The organism is Paenibacillus urinalis (genome assembly GCF_028747985.1).
Taxonomy (GTDB): Bacteria; Bacillota; Bacilli; order Paenibacillales; family Paenibacillaceae; genus Paenibacillus; species Paenibacillus urinalis.
Map to the genome: position 1 here is coordinate 297,374 of NZ_CP118108.1, position 23,652 is coordinate 321,025.

Annotated in this window: 17 protein-coding genes; 9 read left to right on the top strand and 8 right to left on the bottom strand. The window is 46.6% G+C overall.

Features of this window, described 5'->3' with window-relative positions:
* The first annotated feature begins 326 nt into the window (after positions 1-326).
* The 6 genes from PUW25_RS01450 to lacZ all read left to right on the top strand — a co-directional run bounded on the left by PUW25_RS01450 (position 327) and on the right by lacZ (position 10,379).
* Positions 327-1,883, top strand: a complete 1,557-nt coding sequence (locus tag PUW25_RS01450; protein ID WP_205054481.1) for a response regulator transcription factor — start codon at positions 327-329, stop codon at positions 1,881-1,883.
* Between the two features lie 5 nt (positions 1,884-1,888).
* Positions 1,889-3,709, top strand: a complete 1,821-nt coding sequence (locus PUW25_RS01455) for a cache domain-containing sensor histidine kinase (protein ID WP_205054480.1) — start codon at positions 1,889-1,891, stop codon at positions 3,707-3,709.
* 319 nt (positions 3,710-4,028) lie between these two features.
* Positions 4,029-5,315, top strand: a complete 1,287-nt coding sequence (locus PUW25_RS01460) for an ABC transporter substrate-binding protein (RefSeq protein ID WP_205054479.1) — start codon at positions 4,029-4,031, stop codon at positions 5,313-5,315.
* Positions 5,316-5,491: 176 nt separating this feature from the next.
* On the top strand, positions 5,492-6,385 hold the full coding sequence (locus PUW25_RS01465) for a carbohydrate ABC transporter permease (RefSeq protein WP_076314964.1): 894 nt from the start codon (positions 5,492-5,494) through the stop codon (positions 6,383-6,385).
* Complete coding sequence (locus PUW25_RS01470; RefSeq protein ID WP_205054478.1) at positions 6,382-7,206, top strand: carbohydrate ABC transporter permease; 825 nt, start codon at positions 6,382-6,384, stop codon at positions 7,204-7,206. Before PUW25_RS01465 ends, PUW25_RS01470 begins: the two co-directional genes overlap by 4 nt.
* A gap of 131 nt (positions 7,207-7,337) precedes the next feature.
* Positions 7,338-10,379, top strand: a complete 3,042-nt coding sequence (gene lacZ, locus PUW25_RS01475; protein ID WP_274337922.1) for a beta-galactosidase, LacZ type — start codon at positions 7,338-7,340, stop codon at positions 10,377-10,379.
* A 79-nt stretch (positions 10,380-10,458) separates the two neighbouring features.
* On the opposite strand, the gene PUW25_RS01480 is transcribed toward lacZ, so the two are convergent.
* The 3 genes from PUW25_RS01480 to PUW25_RS01490 form a co-directional block, all read right to left on the bottom strand.
* Positions 10,459-11,352, bottom strand: coding sequence for a helix-turn-helix domain-containing protein (locus tag PUW25_RS01480; RefSeq protein ID WP_274337923.1), 894 nt, complete (start codon positions 11,350-11,352; stop codon positions 10,459-10,461).
* Positions 11,353-11,494: 142 nt separating this feature from the next.
* Entirely contained in the window at positions 11,495-12,709 is a 1,215-nt protein-coding gene (locus PUW25_RS01485) for an immunoglobulin-like domain-containing protein (protein ID WP_047912480.1), read from the bottom strand.
* 148 nt (positions 12,710-12,857) lie between these two features.
* Positions 12,858-14,020 (bottom strand): IS3 family transposase gene (locus PUW25_RS01490; protein ID WP_370510360.1). Its coding sequence is split into 2 segments (ribosomal slippage): positions 12,858-13,744 and positions 13,744-14,020, totalling 1,164 coding nucleotides; the frame shifts between segments, so codons are not numbered across the junction.
* A gap of 584 nt (positions 14,021-14,604) precedes the next feature.
* Between PUW25_RS01490 and PUW25_RS01495 the strand changes: the two genes are divergently transcribed.
* Positions 14,605-16,587 carry a heparinase II/III family protein gene (locus PUW25_RS01495; RefSeq protein ID WP_274337924.1) on the top strand — a complete coding sequence of 661 codons (1,983 nt, stop codon included), beginning with the start codon at positions 14,605-14,607 and terminating at the stop codon, positions 16,585-16,587.
* 347 nt (positions 16,588-16,934) lie between these two features.
* On the opposite strand, the gene PUW25_RS01500 is transcribed toward PUW25_RS01495, so the two are convergent.
* Complete coding sequence (locus PUW25_RS01500; RefSeq protein ID WP_274337925.1) at positions 16,935-17,255, bottom strand: class I SAM-dependent methyltransferase; 321 nt, start codon at positions 17,253-17,255, stop codon at positions 16,935-16,937.
* Positions 17,213-17,527, bottom strand: a complete 315-nt coding sequence (locus PUW25_RS01505; protein ID WP_274337926.1) for a hypothetical protein — start codon at positions 17,525-17,527, stop codon at positions 17,213-17,215. Before PUW25_RS01505 ends, PUW25_RS01500 begins: the two co-directional genes overlap by 43 nt.
* 222 nt (positions 17,528-17,749) lie before the next feature.
* On the opposite strand from PUW25_RS01505, the gene PUW25_RS01510 reads away from it, so the two are divergent.
* Positions 17,750-20,122 carry an Ig-like domain-containing protein gene (locus PUW25_RS01510; RefSeq protein WP_047912476.1) on the top strand — a complete coding sequence of 791 codons (2,373 nt, stop codon included), beginning with the start codon at positions 17,750-17,752 and terminating at the stop codon, positions 20,120-20,122.
* Positions 20,123-20,202: 80 nt separating this feature from the next.
* Here the strand turns inward: PUW25_RS01510 and PUW25_RS01515 are convergent, their stop codons facing one another.
* The 3 genes from PUW25_RS01515 to PUW25_RS01525 are packed head-to-tail and all read right to left on the bottom strand — an operon-like array spanning position 20,203 to position 21,861.
* The gene (locus PUW25_RS01515; protein ID WP_047912475.1) at positions 20,203-20,754 is read right to left on the bottom strand and encodes a chromate efflux transporter ChrA; all 552 of its coding nucleotides are present in this window, start codon (positions 20,752-20,754) and stop codon (positions 20,203-20,205) included.
* 3 nt (positions 20,755-20,757) lie between these two features.
* Positions 20,758-21,345, bottom strand: a complete 588-nt coding sequence (locus PUW25_RS01520) for a chromate efflux transporter ChrB (RefSeq protein ID WP_205054473.1) — start codon at positions 21,343-21,345, stop codon at positions 20,758-20,760.
* A 15-nt stretch (positions 21,346-21,360) separates the two neighbouring features.
* Positions 21,361-21,861 (bottom strand): chromate efflux transcriptional regulator ChrS, encoded by a 501-nt coding sequence (locus PUW25_RS01525; protein ID WP_047912473.1) that lies wholly within the window; start codon positions 21,859-21,861, stop codon positions 21,361-21,363.
* Between the two features lie 357 nt (positions 21,862-22,218).
* Here PUW25_RS01525 and PUW25_RS01530 point away from each other — a divergent pair, with 357 nt between their 5' ends.
* Positions 22,219-23,451 (top strand): MFS transporter, encoded by a 1,233-nt coding sequence (locus PUW25_RS01530; protein WP_274338257.1) that lies wholly within the window; start codon positions 22,219-22,221, stop codon positions 23,449-23,451.
* The last annotated feature ends 201 nt before the right edge of the window (positions 23,452-23,652 follow it).

Sequence of the window (23,652 nt, forward strand, 5' to 3'; positions counted from 1 at the left end):
CCCCGCTCTCAGATCTTCGATCATAATTACGAGTATTAAACCAAGTGTATAGCGATAAGATAGAAAAGAGCGCGAATGAACGGCATGAGCTAAGAAGGTATTTGCAAGAAATATCATCTTAGCTTATTTTATTTGCATACATAAAAATCAGCTCGCCTCTGCCTCAAGGTTGTTTGTGAGCGGTATCATCTATACAATAGATAAAACAAATGAACGGAAGCGTTTCATTCATCATTTTCTGCAGATCTAAGATACCCATGTCCCAACGAATGGGCGCCTGGCGGATTAGCTGGGCTTTTTTTGTATTCAAGAGGAGGTATGAAATTTTGAAATCCATATGCAAAGTGATGATCGTTGATGATGAGATGCTGGTAAGACAGGGCATTAAGCATCTAATGAACTGGGAACAGGCCGGATTTCGAATTGTCGGCGAGGCTGCGAACGGACTCGAGGCGCTTGATCTTGTGGAGGAGGTTAGACCTCATATCATTCTGACCGATATTGTCATGCCCATCATGGATGGCGAGAAGTTCGTGAAAATTGTGAAGGAACGGCACCCCAAGACGGAGGTTATCGTTCTCAGCAGCTTTAGTGAATTTGAGTACGTCAGATCCACCTTCCAGAGCGGTGTAGCCGATTATATATTGAAGCCAAAGCTGGAAGCCGAGTATTTACTCAGCATCTTGAATAAAACGGCAGCCCAAATCGCCGAATTACAGGAAACCGCAGCAGAAGAACCTGCTGAGGAGAGGTACATTGAACAGGCCGCGGAGAAGCTGATCGCAGGCTATGAAGCAGAGCTTCCACCCGGCGTGCTGGAGTCCGTTCTGCCAGGGGACAGCTACGTCCTTATAGGGATGGATATGAAGCACATCGCAGTGCAGGAAGTAAGAACCAGCTTGAGTCAGATGATAGAAACCATGATCTCACAGATTGCAGATACGGTAGGCATCCATTTGAACATGAAGGACCAGGCCCTATATATACTTAACATGGACTCTGGGATTTGGAGCAGTCTCATTATGGACGTTAGAGGAAGGATAGGGCAGCTGCCGCCGGAACAAAAATCTGGCGTTCATATGGTCATGACAGAGCGTTTTACGGATTTCCTGCAGTTAGGAGCGGTGTATCGGAATCAGTTCTTATCGCTTGCGCGGTATTCGTTCTATATGCCGGATAAGCATTTTATCTTTGAAGGGGATCTGCCGGAATTGCCTCAAGTGACAGCAGACCTCGACATGGGAGAGCTGACAGAGCAGCTGAAGCGGAAGCAGTTTCAGAAGGGCTTTGCCGGATTTCTGGAGCACATTCATCTCAAATCCATGGATTACCGAACGGATATTTTTGAATTCAAAGCTTATCTGGGCAACTTTATCTTCAATGTGACAAGTACACTCGGAAAAATGAAATATGATACAGAGCGGCTCGAGCAGAGCAAATATGAGTTCTTCCGCAGAATTGATGAGGCAAAATATGCCCGAGACGCGATTCAGCGCATTGTTGATTTCATTCATGAAGCCGAGCAGGTGATTGGGGAAACCAACACTGCGGTGAATCCGAATATGGCGATGCTGCTGAGCTATATTCAAGAGCATTACAGGGAACCGATTACACTGACCGAAGTAGCGAAGCAATTTCATTTCAACCCATCCTACTTGTCGAGTTATTTCTCAGCTCATAATAGCGAGGGATTCAGTGAGTATCTGAATAAGATCCGCGTTCAAAAAGCGAAGGAGCTGCTGACTTCAACAGAGGAGTCCATCTCTGAGATCAGTGCTCAGGTGGGGTACTCGGATCAGAGCTATTTTACAAAAGTGTTCAAGAAGCTTACGGGCTTATCACCAAGTACCTACCGCAGAGAGCAATTTGCAAAAGAGGATTGAGACACATGAGAATGTTCAATAATCAAAGCTTGTTTGTCAAGCTGTTCCTGGTAACCTTAATCAGCCTTATTGCGGTATCTGTAATTACACTGGCAATAACGATACGGATGTCGGAGCAGCTCTTCCTGCAAACCTTCAGCATTACGAATACGAAGCTGCTTAAACAGATGAAGTCAAATCTTGAATCCTATAACGGAGCCGTGGCTACCACCACGAACTTAGTTAGTCAGAGCGGAACGATACGCAATTACTTGACGAACGGAGATACGGACTCCGTGTCTTTGGCGATGCAGACATACAATATGACGCAGCGAATGAAGTCAATCAGCTCTAATCTAAGTGCTTATGAAGTGAGCATTATGGTACTGGGCGCCAATGGACGCAGCTATACGACAGATCCGTGGTATTGGTCCGCGACAGCAGCAGAGCTTACCGATCATCCGATTACAGAAAGAACGATTCGTAATCCTCACAAGATTTTGTATCAGCTCTACCATGATGACAGTCAGTCCGGCACATGGAAGGAGCCTGTTCTGGTTGCTTCCAAGGCGCTGTATCATCATGGCTCGGATGAGATTTACGGAACAATGTACGTCATGATCAGAGACAGTATATTTAAGCCTTTCTATGCCAACTTCACAAGTGATGGAAATGATGTGCTCCTGATGAACGATGAAGGATTAGTGATCTCCAGCAATCAGCAGGAGCTGATTGGAATGACGGATAAGGCACTGCTGAACAAAGTCATTGCCGACCAGCGCAGTGGAGAGCTAGGTAAGAACGCCGATCTACAGGGGGATGAGCGTATCTTGTTCTCCGAGTACTTACCTGAGTTCGATTTCTATCTCGTCAATCTAATCGATAAGGATGCTGCCATCGGACAGATGGTTAACGTAAGAGCGCTGACACTGACTACCCTGGGTATTGTGGGAATATCACTAATTATCGTGTACTTTATGACTAGGAAAATGACAAGATCCCTGCGAGGGCTGATCCATCAAATGTCGGGTATCCCAACGAAGGGCTTCAGCAATTATGTCGATGTCTCAACAAGCAGTCTGGAGGCACAAGAGCTCGGAAATGCGTTCAATTTTATGCTGGACGAGCTGAATGACTACGTAGAGAGACTTGTTCAGACCGAGAAGCAGCAGCGTAATGCCGAGCTTGCAGCGCTGCAGATGCAGATTAATCCTCATTTTCTATACAACACGCTCGCGTCCATTAAATTTCTGGTGCAGCAAGGAGACCGTGAACGGGCAGCTGAGACGATTAACTCTTTAATAACGCTGCTGCAAAATACGGTAAGCGACGTGGAATCCACGATTCCAGTGAAGCAGGAAATCGAGACACTGAAAAACTACGTGTATATTAACCATGTTCGCTACGGAGACAAAATTCGCGTGAACTATTTTATAGAGCCGGATGTTATGGATTTCGAGGTACCTAAGCTCATTATTCAGCCTTTTATCGAGAATGCATTCTTTCATGCTTTTAATCACAAAGGGGAAGGAAGCATCCTCATTATGATATCCAGTCAGCATGAACAGCTGATCTGTGAGGTCGTGGATAATGGGGACGGAATGGAAATGGAACCGGTTCGGGAGCGTACAGAAAGTGTTAATCAGAGCGGGCTTCCAGAGACCAAGCTTCCACAGACCAAGCGGAATCGCAAGCTATTCTCAGGCATCGGGATCAAAAATGTGGATGAGCGGATTAAAATCATGTATGGAGAAGACTATGGTGTTCACATTACAAGCAAGCCTGGAGAAGGAACCAAGGTGAGAATTAGTCTGCCGCTTATTTCCTCTGAGAAAAACAATGATTAAGATTCGTGAGAATAATAGATACCGTCAAAATCATGAAAATAATCCCAAATCAAGAGTATAGAGTACAGGCTGTCATAAAAATAATGCAAAAAGCTAAATATATTACCTGACAGTGACTCTTGTACTCTTGCGAACACCCAATAAAAGAACAAAAGCTTGCAAAGATAGTTCTAAAGAAAACGCATACAAGAGTGATAAGATGGGAGCATAGCAAGAGTAAACGCTTCCATCTTTTATTTTCAGTTTTTTGCATTAAGCCGAGGCGTAGGCCCCGGACGTACAGAACATCTCATTTACAAGCCTTGAGGGGGTTATGATTTTGAAAAAATTATTGTCTGTTATGCTGGCAAGTGCAGTGCTGCTGACCGCTTGTGGCGGTGGAGGCGGAGAATCCGAATCAGGCCAAAGCGCAGAAACGAATGAAATTACCGTTTGGGCTTGGGACCCGGCATTCAATATTGCGGCAATGAATAAAGCAAAAGAAGCTTATGCTGAAGTTAATCCGGACGTGACAGTCAACATCGTTGAGAATGCACAGAATGACATTGTACAGAAGCTGAACACGGGGCTTAACTCTGGATCGACAAAAGGACTTCCAAACATCGTATTGATTGAAGACTACAGAGCACAGAGCTTCCTTCAATCCTACCCGGATGCTTTCTATGAATTGACCGATGTGATCAATGCAGAGGACTTTGCAGATTATAAGATCGGCCCAACGAGTGTAGACGGCAAGCAGTATGGCGTACCGTTTGACTCGGGTGTAACCGGCATGTATGTCAGAACCGACTATCTGGAGCAGGCAGGCTATACGCTTGAGGATCTGCAGGATATCGACTGGAAGCAGTACATTGAGATCGGTAAAGACGTGAAAGAGAAGACAGGCAAAGCGATGCTGACTCAAGACCCTAATGATCTGGGCATCATTCGTATGATGATCCAATCTGCAGGCAGCTGGTATACCGCTGAAGACGGCTCAACTCCAGCGATCGCTGATAACGCTGCTATGAAGACGGCATTTGAGACTTATAAAGAAATGATGGATTCCGGTATCGTCAAAGTCATTTCAGACTGGAGCCAATTTGTTGGTGGAATGAATAGTGGAGAAGTTGCATCTGTGCCTACAGGTAACTGGATTACACCATCCATCAAAGCCGAGGCATCTCAGTCCGGCCAATGGGCAGTAGCTCCACTTCCTACGCTTCCTGGTGTTGAAGGATCTGTTCATGCATCTAACCTTGGAGGAAGCTCCTGGTATGTCATGAATGTCGATGGCAAAGAAGCGGCAGCAGAATTCTTGAAGCAAACCTTTGGATCTGATGTGGATCTGTATCAAACCTTGAATACAGATGTAGGTGTTATCGGTACATTTAAAGCCGCTGCAGAAGGTGAAGCATACAAAGCGGAAGATGAATTCTTCCAGAATCAAAAAGTCGTATCCGATTTTGCAGCTTGGACAGAACAAATCCCGAACGTGAACTACGGTCTGAACACGTACGCGATCGAAGATATTCTCGTTGTAGCGATGCAGAGCTACCTTGGCGGACAGGATCTGGATGCCGTTCTAGCGGATGCTCAGACTCAAGCAGAAACACAAATTCGTTAATCTAAATATTTTTACAAAGCTGGAATAACAACAAACCCTTGCTCTTTACGCTGCTTCTTAAGAGGATTGCTCTTTAGAGGAGAAGGGGCAGGGGTTTTCTAAAGAACAGATAAGATAGCCTAGATAAATAGAAGCTTAGTTATGGAAGGAAGTGGAGTGGCGTGAAACCTGCGAAGTTGACCTCAGGCCGCAAAAGTTTAGTCAGTCACAATCGCACGAATTTAGCGGGCTGGTTCTTTATATTGATACCGGTTCTGGCAATCAGTATTTTCTATTTCTATCCGATGATTCAGGCGTTGATCCTGTCGTTTAAATCCGGCCGGGGGATGAATCTGGATTTTGTCGGATTCGACAACTACATTCGGTTGTTCAGTGATGCTAACTTCATTACAGCGGTAAAAAATACGTTTATTTACTTGATTATTCAGGTTCCGGTCATGCTCGTCCTGGCGATCTTTATCGCCGTCTTGTTGAATGATGAGAATTTGAAATTCAAAGGTTTTTTCAGAACAGCGATCTTCCTGCCGACGGTAACATCTCTCGTTGCTTACTCGGTCGTATTTAAATACATGTTCGGTGCAGACGGAATCGTCAACAAAATGCTGATGAACTTCCATCTGATCTCTGAGCCGATTCAATGGATTACAGATCCGTTCTGGGCAAAGGTTACAATTATTATCGCTATTACGTGGCGCTTTACAGGCTATAACATGATCTTTTACTTATCTTCCCTGCAAAACATCGACAAATCGGTGTACGAGGCTGCGCGAATTGATGGGGCGAATGCGTTCACCCAGTTCTTCAAAATTACGATTCCGCTGCTTAAACCGATGATCCTGTTTACAGGAATTACCTCTACGATTGGTACACTTCAATTGTTTGATGAGGTCGTCAATATCACGAAGGGCGGACCGGGTAACTCGACCATGTCCATCTCGCAATATATTTATAACCTATCCTTTGAATACACGCCGGACTTCGGCTATGCAGCAACAGTATCCTACTCCATCGTGGTTATGGTTGTACTGCTTACTATCATTCAGAACAAGATTGGAGGCGATAAAAAATGATCAAGCCGAAACGCTTTTTTACGTACCTGTTCCTTATTATCGCCACCATCGTTTCTATCTTCCCGTTCATCTGGATGATCGTAAGCGCAACGAACCAGTCGGTGGATGTTACGAAGGGAACATTGCTGCCGGGGTCCCATCTTATAGAGAACGTTACGAACTTGTTTAACAGCGTAGATATGTGGCAGGCACTCTGGAATTCAGCCAAAATCTCCATCATCACTACCATTCTGTCCTTGCTCGTTGCATCGGCAGCCGGTTATGGATTTGAGGTTTACCGCAGCAAAGCCAAGGATGTCGTATTTAACATCCTGCTTGCGTCAATGATGATTCCATTTGCCGCAATAATGGTGCCTTTGTATCAAATGTTTGCAAAAATATCTAACGTAGTACCGTTCTTCGGTATCGACTCAGCGGCAGCTGTTATCCTGCCAACCTTTACAACGGCGTTCCTGATCTTCTTCTTCCGTCAGAGCACGAAGATGTTTCCGAAGGATCTGCTCGAAGCAGGGCGTATGGACGGTTTAACAGAGCTTGGATTGTTCTTCCGGGTGTATATGCCGACGATGAAATCCACGTATGCAGCAGCAGCGATCATTACGTTCCTGAACAGCTGGAACAACTACCTGTGGCCGCTCATCGTGCTTCAATCACCGGAAAATATGACGGTGCCGCTACTGATCTCGAATCTCGGATCGGGGTATGCTCCGGACTACGGCTTGATCATGTCCGCAATTGTTATTACAACATTGCCGACGGCCATCGTATTCTTCTTGATGCAAAAGCATTTTGTTGCAGGAATGACGGGGTCCGTTAAATAATTATTAAATGAGGATTATCCTATATCCCTTATGCAAGGATGAAACGGAAGAAGGACTGTCTGCATACTCGAAGAGTACAATCTTGGAATATCAGCAGTCCTCTTCATTTTATGACAGGAGGAATCATACGAATGACGCATCAACAGAAACCGAGCCTTGCCTGGCTGTCTGACGTAAACGTATTTTCGGTAAATCGGGTGCCGGCTCACTCCGATCACTATTATTATGAAACGATGGAGGAAGCGAAGCAGCGTTCGGAAATGCCGCTCCGCCATAGCCTGAACGGCAGCTGGAAGTTTAGCTATGCTCTCAATCCAGCGCAGCGACAGGCTGATTTTTATAAGACCGAGGTGTCTGTAAGAGGCTGGGATCATATTGAAGTGCCCGGGCATATCCAGCTGCAGGGATACGGGAAACCCCAATATGTCAATACGATGTATCCGTGGGATGGACATGAGCATCTTCGTCCGCCGATGATCTCGGAGGAACATAATCCGGTGGGAAGCTATGTGAAATACTTTGAAGTTCCTAAGGAGTGGGGGAAGCGCCCTGTATTCATCTCTTTTCAAGGGGTTGAATCCGCTTTCTATGTATGGCTGAACGGTGAATTTGTCGGTTACAGTGAAGACAGCTTCACTCCAAGTGAATTTGATCTGACTCCTTATCTTACAGACGGAGAGAACAAGCTGGCGGTTGAAGTGTATCAGCGCAGTACGGGCAGCTGGCTGGAGGATCAGGACTTCTGGCGTTTCTCGGGTATTTTCCGGGATGTTTACTTGTACGCTGTACCTGAGGTTCATGTTCAGGACCTGTTTGTTCATACGGATCTGGATGAGCGTTATGAGCAGGGGACGCTAACCGTTGATGTGCAGCTGAGCGGAGCTCCCGCATCCAAGGTAGCCGTAGAGCTGAAGAATGAAGCAGGTCAGGTTACGGCTCTCGGAGATGTGAGCTCACCGGGGCAATCCTTAAGCCTGACGCTGAATGCAGGCGTGGTTGAGCTATGGAGTGCAGAAGCACCGAATCTCTATACGATGTACGTCTCGATCTATGATGCAGCAGGTGAGCTGGTAGAAGTCGTACCTCAGCGTGTCGGGTTCCGCAAGTTCGAGATGAAGGATAAAGTGATGCATCTGAACGGCAAACGCATTGTATTCAAGGGTGTAAACCGTCACGAATTCAATCCGCACAGAGGACGCAGCATTACGAAGGAAGATATGCTCTGGGATATTAAGACGCTGAAGCAGGGGAATATGAATGCCGTTCGTACTTCCCATTATCCGAATGCGTCGCTGTGGTACGAGCTGTGTGATGAATATGGTGTGTACGTTATTGATGAAATGAATCTGGAGACGCATGGCTCGTGGCAGAAGATGGGAGCAGTTGAGCCGTCCTGGAACGTTCCGGGCAATCTTCCGGAGTGGCAGGATATCGTTATGGATCGGGCCATCTCGATGGTAGAGCGGGACAAGAATCACCCGTCCATCCTGATCTGGTCGTGCGGCAACGAATCTTATGCAGGCGAAGTCATCGTTAATGTCTCGAATTACTTCCGTGACCGGGATCCTTCACGTCTCGTTCATTACGAGGGTGTATTCCACAATCGGGATTATGATGCAGCGAGTGATATGGAGAGCCGGATGTATGCGAAAGTGGCGGATATCGAGGAGTACTTGAATGCCGATCCGCAGAAGCCGTATATCAGCTGTGAATATATGCATGCGATGGGGAACTCCGTCGGCGGCATTGTAAAATACACCGAGCTGGAAGAGAAGTACCCCATGTACCAAGGCGGATTTATCTGGGATTACATGGATCAGGTGATTGTGAAGAAAGACCGCTACGGCAAGGAATTCATGGCATACGGCGGTGACTTCGATGACCGTTCAACCGACTATAACTTCTCGGGTAACGGGATTGTCTATGCGGATCGCAGATGGTCGCCGAAGATGCAGGAAGTGAAATTCGTGTATCAGAACGTGAAGCTGCTGCCGGACGCGAAGGGTGTCACGGTGAAGAACGAGAATCTGTTTGTGAACACAGATCAGTTTGACCTCGTATGCAGCTTGAAGCGGGAAGGCGTAGAGCTGTTCCGCAGTGAAGAGAGCGTATCGGTTGCTTCTGGTGAAGAGCAATATGTAAGTCTTGATCTGCCGGAGCATACAGAAGCAGGGGAATATACGGTAGATGTATCGCTTGTACTGAGAGAAGAAGAGCTGTGGGCAGAAGCAGGCTTTGAAGTGGCTTTTGGACAGCATATCTTCCAAGTCGAAGCAGCCGAAGCAGCCCCATCTCCTGCTGCTTGCAGTGAATTCCGTGTAGTTGAAGGTGACGTGAACATTGGTGTGCATGGCCGAAGCTTCTCGATCATGTTCTCGAAGCAAGCAGGTACGCTGATCTCTGTCAATTATGGAGGACGCGAGATGATCTCCGCGCCGCCAGCGCCGCTCTTCTGGAGAGCGATGACAGATAATGACAAGGGAGCAGGTCTCCACTTCGAATCTTCTGCCTGGTATGCAGCCAGCCTCTCCCGCAGATGTGTGAAGTGGGAGCTGAGCGAGGAAGCGAATCAGGCGACTGTAGCGTATACGTATAGACTCAGTGTATCGGATGAAGTCAGCGTCAAGGTTGCCTACACCGTATTTGCAGATGGCAGTATCAAAGTGAAGTCGGATTATAAAGGGGCAGCTGGCCTGCCTAAATTCCCGATCTTTGCATTGTCCTTCAAGGTGCCGGCTGATTATGCGAATCTGGACTATTATGCTCAGGGACCAGAGGAGAATTACATTGACCGTGCTTATGGAGCGAGACTTGGCCGCTTCCAGAACAGAGCGGAGGACAACGTAACGGCTTATTTGGTACCGCAGGAGTCCGGTAACCGCACGGGTGTAAGACGTGTTGCGATTACGAATGAGCTCGGACAAGGGATCGAGATCACAGCTCCGAATACGCAGCCGGTGGAAGCGAACATTTCGCCGTTCACTGCATTTGAGCTGGAGCATGCGACGCATCATTACGAGCTGCCGAATGTGCATCATACGGTCGTGACTATTGCTGGACGCCAGATGGGTGTCGGCGGGGATGACAGCTGGGGCGCACCGGTACTGGATGAGTACCTGATTGATCCGGCGAAGGATCTGTCCTTTGAATTTACGATTCGAAGTAAAGCATAGAATAAATAGAACCATTGTATATAACAAAACGAGCCTGGCTTTAATAGGGCTCGTTTTGTCTTTTTGATCGAGAAGTCTTCTACTCCTCAAAAGAAAGATTAGTCGGTTCGTCACCTATTGCGTAGTCAAGCTTCAGACTCGTGGTCGGCACACTGAGATCGACTTCCTCAAATTGAAAACCGTCTACCCATACTTTTCCTTCACCCATAAGCAGGACTCCAAATGAGATGGTGCCGCTCTCCTCAGGGACATCAAGTACGATCGCATAATGATTCCAGTGTGTATCTCCCGTAATGCGGCGGTCGTTCATATTGTCGAACTGAAGTACATCCTCTGAGTGGCTGTCCACACGCATCCACAGCCCGCAGTATTCTTTTACATTTTCGGTTTTGACAAATCCAGAGAAGCGCATTCGTTTCCCTTTGTATTTGTCTGCCTTGAATTGCTGCATCATCGTTGCGAAGGCGCCGTCATCCATGGGAGTCCGGGCTTTTAGATAACCAGAGGTGCTTCCTTGGTGTACCGTATTCCGGTCGATGCCCATTTCATAGTCGTGGGGGTGACTCCCGCTAATAAACCAGCCCTTAATCGGTGAAGCGATCTGTTCCTTCATTGAATCCTCTCCTTGTTCGCGGTTATAAGTGTGGAGCATAAATAATTTACGATAACGGCCAGGCGGCATGCCGTAGAGCTTTTTAAAAGCCCTTGTAAACGACTCCTGGCTCTCAAAATGACAGTGTAATGAAATATCGATAATGGAAGCATCGGAGTATAGCAGCAGCCGGGCTGCGTAACACAATCGTCTTCTTCGTAAATAATCGGCTACGTTCATGCCAACCTGTCTTCGAAACATGCGATGAAAATGATAGGGTGAGAAGCCGACGTGAGCAGCGATGCTCTCTAGTGACAGCTGTTCCTCCAGATGGGCTTCCATATAATCGATACTTTGTTGAATCGCGCGATGGGTACTCAAGGTCAGGCCCTCCTTTGTCTCTAAGGATAGCAGAACAAAAAGGAGCGTTTTTGATAATTTTTGCGCAACTTAAAAAGATCCTGTTCGAAAATTTCTACTCGATGAGGATCTTTTTAGTGATAAAGTATGAACCTACTGTTTCCTAGAGCGGCATTACATGAAAAGAATTACTGATGAGTACAAGATCCTTCCGATCATCACGATTCTCTGGGTTATAGTGAGTAACCTTTTTGATAAGCCGATATTCTCCAGGAGGAAGCTTGCGAGCCTGATATGCCTCCATCTCTGCGGTCTCACCCAGGTTCATGCCATAAGCCGGCAATTTGAAGGAGGCATAGACATGTGCTTCTCTCCAGACTGAATTTGTATTCTGCTCAATAAAGACATCTTCCCCGTAAGTTAGGTTATATTGATCAGATTGGTTAGCCATGTGATAGGTAACGGTTTCTCCTCTCAGATACTCTTTCTCGTCCGTGCTTAGAAGCAGCTGTTCTGTTCTTTGCGGCTCCGATGGAGTATGTGGGGATGCCTTTCCTAGCGTTACATTGGATTCATAGTAGGTGTCGACCAAGTCAGTTATTTGTTCAGCTAATCGCGTCAGATCCTGATGTGACTTATCACATTCACTCCATTCGTGACGATAAGTTTCATTTCTGAATTTTACAATGAGGCTGTAGCTCTCATAGGGTGTCTTGCTGCAAGTTGTATTTCCCTCGCTGCTCGCGGAGAATGCCCCATGCTTGACCATCTCCTTATAGATTTGCGTTCGAGTCTTTATATTCAGATGAAAATCACTTACTGTAACAGACTCTCCATTCTCTAAAATGGCTGTAATCTGCTTTGTTTCTGTATCTATTACGTTTCCTTGATCCACGCCATATTCCAGACGAAAGTCCAGCGATTCCAAGTGATCCAGCTGGTAATTAATCTGAATTAAGGTTTCACCCAAAGCTCCGTTATTGCAATGTGAGAGGGAGTAGACTAAGGATTCGTCTGTATCTGATTTTTGGAGGGCGTTACAGCTGAACGTGCTGATTTCCATTGGACCGTAGGCATCCTTGGATGAATCATAGAGCACCTCTATTGTACCGTCTTCCATATGTGTTAAGGTGTGATAAATCGGATCGCCTTCATCTGTGTAGGAGACGACTTTTTGAGAAGATCGTTCTTTATTTAGGAATTCATCAAGGTAATATACCCCCGAAACTTGTCCATGCAGGTTGATGACTTTCTGATCGGCAGGTGATTCCTTCGGTGTCTGAATATCAGACTGAGGTGGTTCATCCTCTGCATTCGTAGTACAGCCAGATAGGGTAAGCATCAGCAGTACAAAGAGCAGTAATGCTTTTTTTCTCAATTTGAAGACCCCATTTCATTGAATTGCGAATTCGGTTACTAGAAATTGGACTCTGTCAGTTGAAAAAAAGTTCCATAAATTAAAGACAGCAGATCCATAAGGTGGATGGTCATAACCCTGTCAAGTAGACAAGAAAAAAGAGACACTGTTATGCTGCGACCGTTTCTCGGTATTCCACCGGGGAACGGTCGTTTAGTTTCTTCTGAAAGCGTTCGTGGTTATAAAATGAAACGTATTCTTGGATAGCCTGTTCCAAGTCAGAAACCGATTCTAAATGTGTTAAATATATTTTTTCGGTTTTCAGATGTGAAAAGAACGATTCAATACAGGCATTGTCAAAGCAGTTTCCACGTCTAGAATGGCTGCCGACGATTCCTAGCTTGGTAAGTTTACTGTTAAACGGCTTTGAGGTGTATTGAAATCCCTGATCAGAATGCAGGAGGACACCTGTTAGATCTGTTTTCTCACAGAGCATGTCTACTGTTTTTGTGACAAGCAAGAGATCATTTCGCTCGGACAGACGCCAAGCCACAACCTCGTTGTTATATAAATCCTGGATTGCGGAGAGATACACAAAACGCTCTCCCACACGAATATATGTAATGTCAGTGACTAGTTTACGCAGCGGTGCCTCAGCGTGGAATTGACGTTCCAGCCGATTGGGATGAACCACCGAGGCTTGCTTGCCGAAAAAGCGTCGTTTCTTCCGGATCACAGAGCGAATCCCCAGCTTCTTCATAAGTCGGTAAACGCGTTTGTGGTTAACGTGTAGCCCTTCTCGTTTCATAGCCACCGTCATACGCAAGTAGCCAAAATACGGGTGCAGTCGGTGTATGGCCATGATATGCTCTTCCAGCAACTTCTCTTGCAGCATAAGGGAATTCAGATGGCTTCCCCTTTTACGCCATTTGTAGTAGCCTGCGCGTGAGACTTCCGCTAATTTTAGGAGCCATCCTAATGGATATTTCAGCCGCATCTCCTCAACGATTTCATACCGACTCGATTTACTCGTCACTCCCCGTGTAGATTTGGATACCGCTTTTTTAAGTACTCGATCTCAGCTCTCAAATATGCCATTTCTTCTTCTACGCTTGTAAACTTCGTTTTCGGTCGTCCTTTACGAGGTGCCTCTTGCTTAAATGGCTGGCCTTCACGGTACCGCTTTACCCACACTACTACCTGTGACTTATTTCGAATTCCAAGTTGTCTGGCCACCTCTCTGTACGATATATTTCCCTCGGTAACCAGTCTAACGGCTTGCATTTTTAACTCTTCAGGATAACTGTTATTAATACGGCCTGTTTTCCCCACAAAAAATCCCCTCCGGTCTCCAACGTTTAAGTCCATCTTACCAGATGTCTTTTTTACGTTGTCTACCATGAGGGGATAATACCAGGATCAGCTGTCTTTAATTTACTTGGGGGAGTGTGATGATTCTATTCACATCTCAACTACATTGCAGGTAAAAAAATCCATTATAGAAGTTTATTACATGATATAATACAGCATGTACAACACACCTTGAGTGGGCGCTCCCTCCGAAAGGAGGTGATGCGATGCAAATTTCGTTTGGTGAAGTGCTGACCTTCGGGATTTTCCTGATTGCGCTGCTGACGTACCTGGATAAATGAAAATAACCCACGTAAGGTTAAGGCCAAGTGGGTTATTTTCTAGGTTACATCTGTAATCCTGGAGGGTAATCCCTATCAAGATGTTTGTACTGGGGACGGATGGCACTCCGTCCTTATTTCTATTCTTATCATACATTAACCAATCTTAGACTTCAATTTATATTAAATTAAAACAATAATTCTGTAAGTCACTTATGCTCTAAAGTTTCTTCGATAAATGTAAACGAATACATACTATCCTATGCAAAGGTGGTAAGGATTGATATGAAGAATGTTGAGCTGACAGGCGAAAGGACTCCATACTTGAACGTTGACAGCAGCCAAATAAGAGAAGCTTTGATCCAAGGCAATAAACAGCCTGCTTTCCTGCTAGGCACGGCAGATTGGAAGGTGCAGCTGCAGGAGACGACAGAGAGACCTGAGTTCAGCCTGTACTGGCAGCAGATTGCCGAAACAGCACGGGTCGCCGTGCAGGAGCCGCTGCCTCCGCTCACCTATTCCATCTTCCGACAGTTTGCCGAGACGGGGGCACGTAAAGGCTATGAGGACGTATACTTTGAACGCAGAGCAAGGCTTGTGGCTCTGGGAATTCAGGCGGCTGTAGCAGCGGACAGCGATGAAGAGCGGGCATATCTAGCTGCTCTGGAGGATGCTCTCTGGGATATCTGCGGAGAGTACACCTGGTGCTTGACTGCCCATCTTCCGGCAGAAGGTGATCCGGTGTCAGAGGTGGATCTGTTTGCCGCCAAGACGGCTGAGACACTGGCTGAGCTGTTATATATGTATGAAGATGTATTGGATCGCCGGGTAGCAGAGCGGATCAGAATAGAAGTACGGCAGCGGGTTCTTGAGCCGGTATTTATACAGAAAAAGCCCTTCTTCTGGAGGCAGGCGGATCACAACTGGTCGGCTGTATGTGCAGGAGGGAGCGGGATGGCCGCACTCTTGCTCATGGATGATGCAGACGAGCTTGCAGCCGCCATTGAGCAGGTCTGTGCTTCGCTTGAATCTTTTCTCAGCGGCTATGGAGCAGATGGTGGATGTGCTGAGGGACTGGGATATTGGGTGTACGGCTTCGGGTACTACACGTATTTTGCAGAAATGCTGAGAGAGCGGACGAATGGCGGGCTGGATTTGCTGGCATCAGCTCACCCTCGCACCATCGCCGGTTTTCCAGAGCGAATTCATCTCTCTCAAGGTGTGTATGTCAATTTCTCCGATAGTGGTGAGAGGGAGGTGCTTCCCACAGGTCTCCTTCATCGTTTAATGGAGCGGACCGGATCGCGAGTCCTTCCTTATGACGCCGTACCGGGATTGTTAAGCGATCCCGTGAGGCGGTGGGCGCATGTGCTGCGAAATGGGCTGTGGACAGCTGGAGAAGAGGCTCAGGCCGAGGAGCTCACCACGCAGGTGAAGGAGCATAGTCCCTCTAATTCGAATGTCAATGCATTCAACGAACTTGGATGGTGGATCTGCCGGACTGAGCGATCTGGAGCGAATCAGAATGAGACTGAGACTGAATATGAACATGAATATGAGCATGAGAAGAGATCTATAGCCTGCGGATTTGCCATCAAAGGGGGGCATAATGGAGAGCCGCATAATCATAATGATCTGGGTCAATTTATACTGCATGCAGGCGGAGATAATATCCTATGTGACCTTGGGGCAGGCATGTATACTCAGGCATATTTTCAAGCAGGAAGAGAGCAGATCATTAACATATCGTCCGGCGGGCACAATGTGCCTGTTATTAACGGAATGATGCAGGGAAGCGGCAGTGAATATCGCGCCAGAACCAACATGCAGAGAACGGATGAGCTCGGGCTTGAGGTAGAGCTGGATTTGACAGAGGCCTATCCTGATGCAGGGCTTGCTCGCTATACTCGTTATGCACAGTGGATTTGTCCTCCTGCCGAGGACACGGCCACACTGAAGCTGACCGACCGGTTCATCTGGGATGGTGAGGAGAAGCATTTTGAGGAACGGCTGATCAGCCGCTTCAAGCCAGTAATCGTGGATAAAGGAATGGTGTATTGGTATGGGGCCCAGGCTGTGCTCCAATTAAGCTATGATCCGGAGCAGCTGGAGGTGTCCATGTACTCTACTGATCATGTGGATCATGATGGACATCCGTTTACTTTTTATACGACCTGCCTTACACATAGGAATGCTCCATCTGCAGAGCTAGAAACACATTGCAGGCTAAAATTTGAAATGCGGGCAGTAGAGCCTGACCTACAATAGAAAAGGAAGGATTGTATAGTTAAATCCTGAAATGACATAAAAAAAGGCTGCAGAGAAACCTATGCTCTCGCAGCCTTTTTCAGCGGCCAATGATCTTGTGTACTATTGAATCGTATCCTGTGGAACAATTCCGCTGTTGAAATAAATGGACAGCACTACGATGCTGATGATGACAGCCGCGCCCACGGTCCAGAACACTAACTTTTGTAGCATAATAAACTCCTTTTACCTATTCATTTGCGTGCTGATGGATGAGATCCTTAATTAATAATGGCATCATTAGCTATTATACACATCAAATGTTAGTAAAAAGAGACAAAATTATAATATTTTCAAAACAAAAGTGCTCAAGCTTTTCGCAGCAGCAAAAAATCAGCAGAGGATAAGTCCGGATAACGCTGGGGAATGATCTCCTCTACCTTGTATTCCGGGAACGCCGCCAAGTAATCAAATATGTTTCGATCCTGGATCGTTTCTACTCCCGAGGTAGAATGGGCATTCGTTATTCGCGTATAGATGATCACCCAATCGGCCGATACGCTGAGCAGATCTCGAAGCGTGCTGATATAGTCCTCTTCGTTGGTAATGTGATACAGCACATCAAGACATACAGCAAGGTCGGCTTCTATAAACCCCTGATTGAGAAACGATCCTGGATTGTATAACATGAAGCTCTTGGAAGGATCGGAAGCGAATCGCTTTGTGCACATCTGAATGGAAGAGCCGACACGTCCAGTCCAAGATATTTTTTATAGTCCATGTAGCTTAGCTGGTTGCCGTCCCCACAGCCGAATTCAATGACGCGCGTGAGCTTATGCAATGCAATGACTCGATTAATGACCTCTGCCTTGAATTCAGCCAGCATCCCGTACGAGCCAGCTCCGGAGTTGCCCCCATTTTTATAGGTATTTTCCCAATATCCAATATAGTCAAATGACATAGGTGTTCCCTCCTCTCCTGTAACGTATGCGATATCCCGCCCCAGGTATGCTTTGTATTCGTATTCCCATGCTCCAGCAGCCTGTACCCTTGCGGCACGCTCTTCACATAGGGGGATTGAAGTGACATCATTACATAAAAAACAATTGTAAAACTAATTAATTGCTCGCCCCTGACCGACATAAGAGAAGACAATACTTTTATTCATATTTGGGGGGAAATCATGTTAAAGCATAGCTATGCAAAAGTGTTCACGGTATTTATGGCACTGCTCCTGATTCTATCAACGACAGGACTGACTTCCATGAAGAGCGTCTCTGCTGCAGATGCTGAACTAAGCAAACTTGTGCTATCGACGAACACAGTGAATCTGGAAATGGAAGATTCCATTACACTCACAGCGACAGCTGTTTACAGTGATGGTAAGTCGAGCAATGTAACGGTGAATACGGATTGGACAAGTGAAGATAGTACAGTCGCTTCGGTATATAACGGAACGATCACAGCCAAGGGAGAAGGAACAGCGACGATTGTGGCTGCTTATGAAGGAGAATCTCAGGCGGTTGAAGTCAAAGTAACGAAGAAAGTAAAGGCATTGACAAAGGATAAACAGAGCCTGGATCTTCGGATCGGGGACAAAGAGCAGATTGAGCTAACGGCTATCTATAGTGATAATACTACGGAAGCAGTATCGAGTAAGGCGGAGTGGTCTTCCTCGGATGGCAAAGTCGCTACGGTCATTAACGGAAGTGTAAGAGGTTTATCTGCAGGTACGGCGACGATTACAGCCAAGCTGGGCAAGCAAAGTGTGTCGCTTGATGTCAATGTAGAAGTTGTAAGACGCATTGAAGTTAAAGATTACGCTAATCTATCCCTGCTTCTATCAGAAGAGCAGACGGTGGAGCTTATTGCTACCTACCCGGACGGATCTACTAAGGATGTGACCACAGAGGCCGTATGGTCCTCGAGCAACGAGAACGTAGCGGATGCTTACCAGGGCAAAGTGGTTGCTTATAAGGCTGGAACAGCGACGATTACAGCCGAGTATGGAACCAAGACAACAACGCTGGAAGTAGATGTCGACAAGACACGCAAGCTGACCGTGAACAAGCCGAGTCTGTTTATGAAGATTGGAGATACAGACAATCTGAGCTTGACGGCGGTATATCCAGACGACAAGGAAACGGTTGTTACCAATAATGCAACATGGACTTCCAGTAATGAAAAAGTAGTTGATGTTATTAATGGCAAAGTATATGCCAATGGTTCTGGCTCAGCAACGATCACAGCCAAATACGGGGATCGCAGCATTGAAATCCCGGTTGACGTTGAAGTTGCAAGATATCTAGATATCATGGAAGAAGAGCTTGGGATGACGGTAGGCGGAACGCATGCTTTTAAGCTGAATGCGACTTACCTAGATGGTACAACGGAAGAGGTTACAGGCAAGGCAGACTGGACTTCCAGTGACGCGGATATCGTTTATGTGTCCAAAGGTAACGTACATGCTTATAAATCAGGAAAAGCAACGATCAAGGCCTCATATGGCGGCAAAACCGTCCAAGTTGCGATCAGTGTTGATATTCCGAACAAGGTAGAGCTTCAAAATAAAAAAGGTGTATTACCTGAAGCGGGTACACTGCAGGCGAATTTGATTGCTACTTATGCGCTCGATGGAGATAACCGCGAGGTTGTCATTAATGACGAAGCGGAATGGAGCTCCAGCAATGAGAAGGTAGCCGATGTTTCTTCTGAAGGACTGATTACGGGTGTTGCAACAGGTAAGGCAAACATTACGGCAAAGTATGACGGTAAGTCGTACACGATGTCTGTAGAAGTGGGCCTGGCAAGCGGCTTGTCCGCCGATGTACCTGTCGTTGCCCTCTTGTCCAAAGAGACTTATCAAATCAAGCTGACCGCATCGGATCAGTATGGAAATGAACAGGATGTAAGCAATGATGCAATATGGAAATCAAGCAGCACTCGTGTTGCTGATGTGAAGAAAGGACTCGTTACGGCATACAGCAAAGGCAAATCGACCATTACGGCAGAATACGGCGAGCAGAAGATTACGGTATCGGTAGAAGTAGATGATATCGATCGGATTGAAGCTTCCGTGGACTCTCTATCTATGAAGTCGGGAGACAAAGCGGAGATTACGCTCACGGTATTCCTGAGTGATGGTTCCTCCCGCGATGTTACGGACATCGCTGAATGGAAGGCGAGCAGCTACAAAGTAGCGTCGGTCAGCAAGGGAGAAGTAACCGCTGTAGGATATGGCAAGACCAAAATCACAGGCAAATACGGAACCAAATCGGTCAGCATTCCGCTGGATGTCGATACACTCAAGTATTTGCAAACCGATGAGGTTGTGCTGGAGCTGAAAAAAGGCAAATCTGCCAGCGTCATCGCTACGGCTACTTATGCAGATGGTACGGAAGCCAATGTGTCCAAGCCTGCCCTGTGGAAATCATCCCGCATCACTGTTGCTACGGTGAAGGATGGCGTGATTAGGGCCACAGGTAAAGGTAAAGCAACCATTACTGTTGATTTTGCTGGAGAGAAGACGAAGGTCAGCGTTATTGTTACAGAGTAGTTTATAGAAAAGAGGCGTTTGCCGGAGATCTGCCCCATGGGGAGCAGGTGGCCGGAACGCCTCTTTTTTTATACCTTATGTTATATCGTATGCGAGATGACGAGTGCCCCATATGCAAAGGACGCCAGAATGACAAGCGCAGGGTGAATCTTGGTCTTGGTCAGTACCCAGAGCGCGATCGCAGCTATAGCAAGTGTCTGCCACAAGTTAATTACCTCGACAGAGACGACACCCATCTCCCATGTCAGCAGGATCATCAGCACAGCGATTACAGGCTGTACGAGCAGTGTCATGCCTTTTACGACATTTGAGGTACGGTATTTATTTAGGAGACTGAGCAGCAGAATCAGGGCTGCCGCTGAAGGGACTACGGTGGCGAAGGTCGCAATAATGAATCCCGGCCAGCTGGCAACTTGATAGCCTACAAATGCCGCTATTTTCGTCGCAATTGGACCCGGCAGGGCGTTCCCAATCGCAAGGACGTCGCCGAATTGTTCATTCGTCATCCAGTTGTAGTGATTAACGATCTCCTCCTGCATGAGTGGAATGGAGGCAGGCCCTCCGCCGTAACCGAGCACATTCGCGACAAAGAAGCCCCAGAATAGTTCCCACCATGTTTGCAAACGTTCCATCGCTTAAGACACTCCTTTATCGTTCTGTTTATTCCGCTTGTATTTCTGCACAAGATTCAAATGGAACATGCCGTAGCCGAGGAAGAGGATGACGACAATACCCGGGTGAACCTGAAGCAGCTGCAGCAGAACAAAAGCGAGCACGCCGAACAATATTGCAAACCCCCTGCCCAGCCCTTTCCAGGCCTTCGTCGCAAATTCGTAAGCCATAATTCCGAGCATGACGACGATCACAGGACGTACGGCGGCAATCATGCCTGCTATGTATTTAGAGTCTTTCAGGGTATACATGACACCGAGAAGGGCGACGATCGCGATGCTTGAAGGTAAAATATGAGCGAGTACTGAGATAATAGCGCCAAGCACGCCCTTCTTCTTGTATCCAAGATAAGCTGCCATCTTGGTGGCGATCGGACCGGGAAGTGCATTTGCGAGCGCGAGTGTTTCCCCGAATTCTTCATCTTCCATCCACTTGTATCGGGTCACTGCTTCATAGCGAATGAGCGGAATAACGGACGGGCCGCCTCCATAGCCAAGCACGCCTGTTCTGGCCATCCCAATCGCAAGTTCCTTGTAAGGCTGTAAGTCCATCGTAAGTGTTCCCTCCTATAAACGCATGCCCATGCGGCTCTTGTAGCGTTTGAGCAGCAGCTGGGACTCGACTTTGACGATCCCGGGCATTTTGTATAATTTCTCAAGCAGAAATTGCTCCATCTCTTCCATATCCGCAAAAATACCATGCATGTGCAGCGTGCTCGGACCTGTCATATGGTACAAGCTTGTAACAGCAGGCTCTTGATCCAGCCGTTCAGCCACTTCATCCAAATACATCGGCTCAATGTCTACATTAAAAAAGGCGGACACGGACAACCCCACCTTGACCGGATTAATGACAACTGTAAAGCGTTCAATAATCTCCTTCTCAGCGAGTGCATTAATTCGAGCCTGGACAGCGACGCGCGATAGTCCGATCTGCTGCCCCAGATCCGTATAGGAAATCCGGCTGTTCTGATGCAGTGCGATTAATATTTTGCGATCTATCTCATCGAGACTGTGCATATGCGGAATCTCTGTTGAGTTCTTTTTTACATAAAATTCTTCGCTCATTTCAAAAAACCACCTTTCTTACATGATGTAAGCTGAAAGCATATTATTTCATTCCCAAACCATCTTTATGTAACTCACATTGCTTATTTAAAAACTTTTCGAAAGAGAAGTCAATCATTTTTATGCAAAATGTTCATTATATATTACTACTGCTTTCAAAACGTTGTTGACTACGATGAAAAGGTCATGATATTCTTTCAACATGTTAGTTTAAATGACACTTAAATCCCGAATATTCTATTATTGTTTGTACTTTTTTAATAAAAAGGAGGTTTTTGCTCATAATTTTGTCTGTGTAAATATTTTGTGTCATTAAAATTTACATAAAATATGAGGGAGTGATTTATGATGAAATCCTTGAAGACAAGCAATCCGGTGGTACTTATCATTTTGTTTGCATTAGGCTGGACTTTTATGTACGCAGATCGCAATATTTTATCTCCGGTCATGGGTGTCATTGGGGAGGATTGGGGATTAAACAACACGGAGCTTGGGTTAATGTCGACTGTGTTTTTTATTACCTATGCTGCAATGCAGATTCCTTCGGGCTATTTGGCAGACCGCTTCGGAAGAGTAAAGGTGCTTGTAGCCGGCTACATCCTGTTCGGGATCGGCACCATTCTCAGCGGATTTGCTCCCGGCTTCATTGTATTCCTCGTGATACGCGCAATTACCGGACTTGGAGAAGGAACGTATTACGGTCCTCAGTACGGTATATCTGCTAATGCGATCCCCAAGAAGTATCGGGGCGTGTCCTCAGCACTAATCAACAGCGGCATGGCACTCGGCATCTCCCTTGGCTTTATCGCTTCCAGTTATTTTACCTTTGAGCTCGGCATGAGCTGGCAGTTCACCTTCTATCTATTTGGAGTGCTGACGATCTTCGTGGCCATTGCGATTGCCGTATTCGTCAAAGACGACCGCAGCAAAGAAGTCGTTCAATCGGAGGCTGCAGCGCCGGCAGAGAAGGGGAACATCCGCGATCTATTTACCAGAAATCACATTCTAACGTATATTCTCATCTTCTGTTCACTCTACGGCTTCTTCGGCATGATGACCTGGCTGCCGTTCTACCTGCAGGAGTCACGCGGTCTTGAGGGCTCTGAGACGGGTATCATTGCCTCGCTGGTTCCATGGGCCTCGATTCCGGGAGCGATCTTGTTCGGTTATTTGTCCGATCGGGCCAAGAACAAGAAGCCGCTTATCCTTATCCTCGTATTCTTCGGTGCAATATGCCAATTCGTCATTCCTTATGTTGAAAATTATTCGCTCATGATTGTTGGACTGATCATTTATGGTTTTGTCGGCAAGCTGGCTTTGGATCCGATTCTAATTTCTTTTGTAGCAGATAACACGAAGTCTCATATGTATTCTAAGGCTTACAGCTTCTTTAACTTTGCAGGCATGCTCTCCTCGATCTTTGCACCGTATATTACAGGCTACTTGTCAGACGTTACAGGGAACATTGAGGTTGGTTTTTATCTATCCGGCGTTCTGCTGCTCATCGGAGGGGTGCTCTTCTTATTCGTCAAAGGGGATGCAGGAGTGAAGAGCAAGGTAACCGGTCCTCAAATCGCGGCAACGAAATAAGTGAGTCCATGGCTTCTTACGGGTTAATTCAAATAACAAGCAGACAGAGAGAGGGGGGTGGAGTGAAGAGGAGAAAGAGGCATCATCATCTCTAAGGGCAAGATGGCGTATAAGAAGGATACAAGGATGTAGAGGAGCAAAGGGAAGAGAGAACGTATAAGGATACAAGGATGCAGAGGATGCAGAAGGACATGCTGCTCG

What these genes read in the sequence shown, in the direction of transcription:
- PUW25_RS01515 (WP_047912475.1), bottom strand. Translation starts at nt 20,754, where the DNA reads ATGGAACGTTTGCAAACATGGTGGGAACTATTCTGGGGCTTCTTTGTC.
- PUW25_RS01520 (WP_205054473.1), bottom strand. Translation starts at nt 21,345, where the DNA reads ATGGACTTACAGCCTTACAAGGAACTTGCGATTGGGATGGCCAGAACA.
- PUW25_RS01510 (WP_047912476.1), top strand. Translation starts at nt 17,750, where the DNA reads ATGTTAAAGCATAGCTATGCAAAAGTGTTCACGGTATTTATGGCACTG.
- PUW25_RS01470 (WP_205054478.1), top strand. Translation starts at nt 6,382, where the DNA reads ATGATCAAGCCGAAACGCTTTTTTACGTACCTGTTCCTTATTATCGCC.
- PUW25_RS01525 (WP_047912473.1), bottom strand. Translation starts at nt 21,861, where the DNA reads ATGAGCGAAGAATTTTATGTAAAAAAGAACTCAACAGAGATTCCGCAT.
- PUW25_RS01500 (WP_274337925.1), bottom strand. Translation starts at nt 17,255, where the DNA reads ATGTTATACAATCCAGGATCGTTTCTCAATCAGGGGTTTATAGAAGCC.
- PUW25_RS01505 (WP_274337926.1), bottom strand. Translation starts at nt 17,527, where the DNA reads ATGTCATTTGACTATATTGGATATTGGGAAAATACCTATAAAAATGGG.
- PUW25_RS01495 (WP_274337924.1), top strand. Translation starts at nt 14,605, where the DNA reads ATGAAGAATGTTGAGCTGACAGGCGAAAGGACTCCATACTTGAACGTT.
- PUW25_RS01455 (WP_205054480.1), top strand. Translation starts at nt 1,889, where the DNA reads ATGAGAATGTTCAATAATCAAAGCTTGTTTGTCAAGCTGTTCCTGGTA.
- lacZ (WP_274337922.1), top strand. Translation starts at nt 7,338, where the DNA reads ATGACGCATCAACAGAAACCGAGCCTTGCCTGGCTGTCTGACGTAAAC.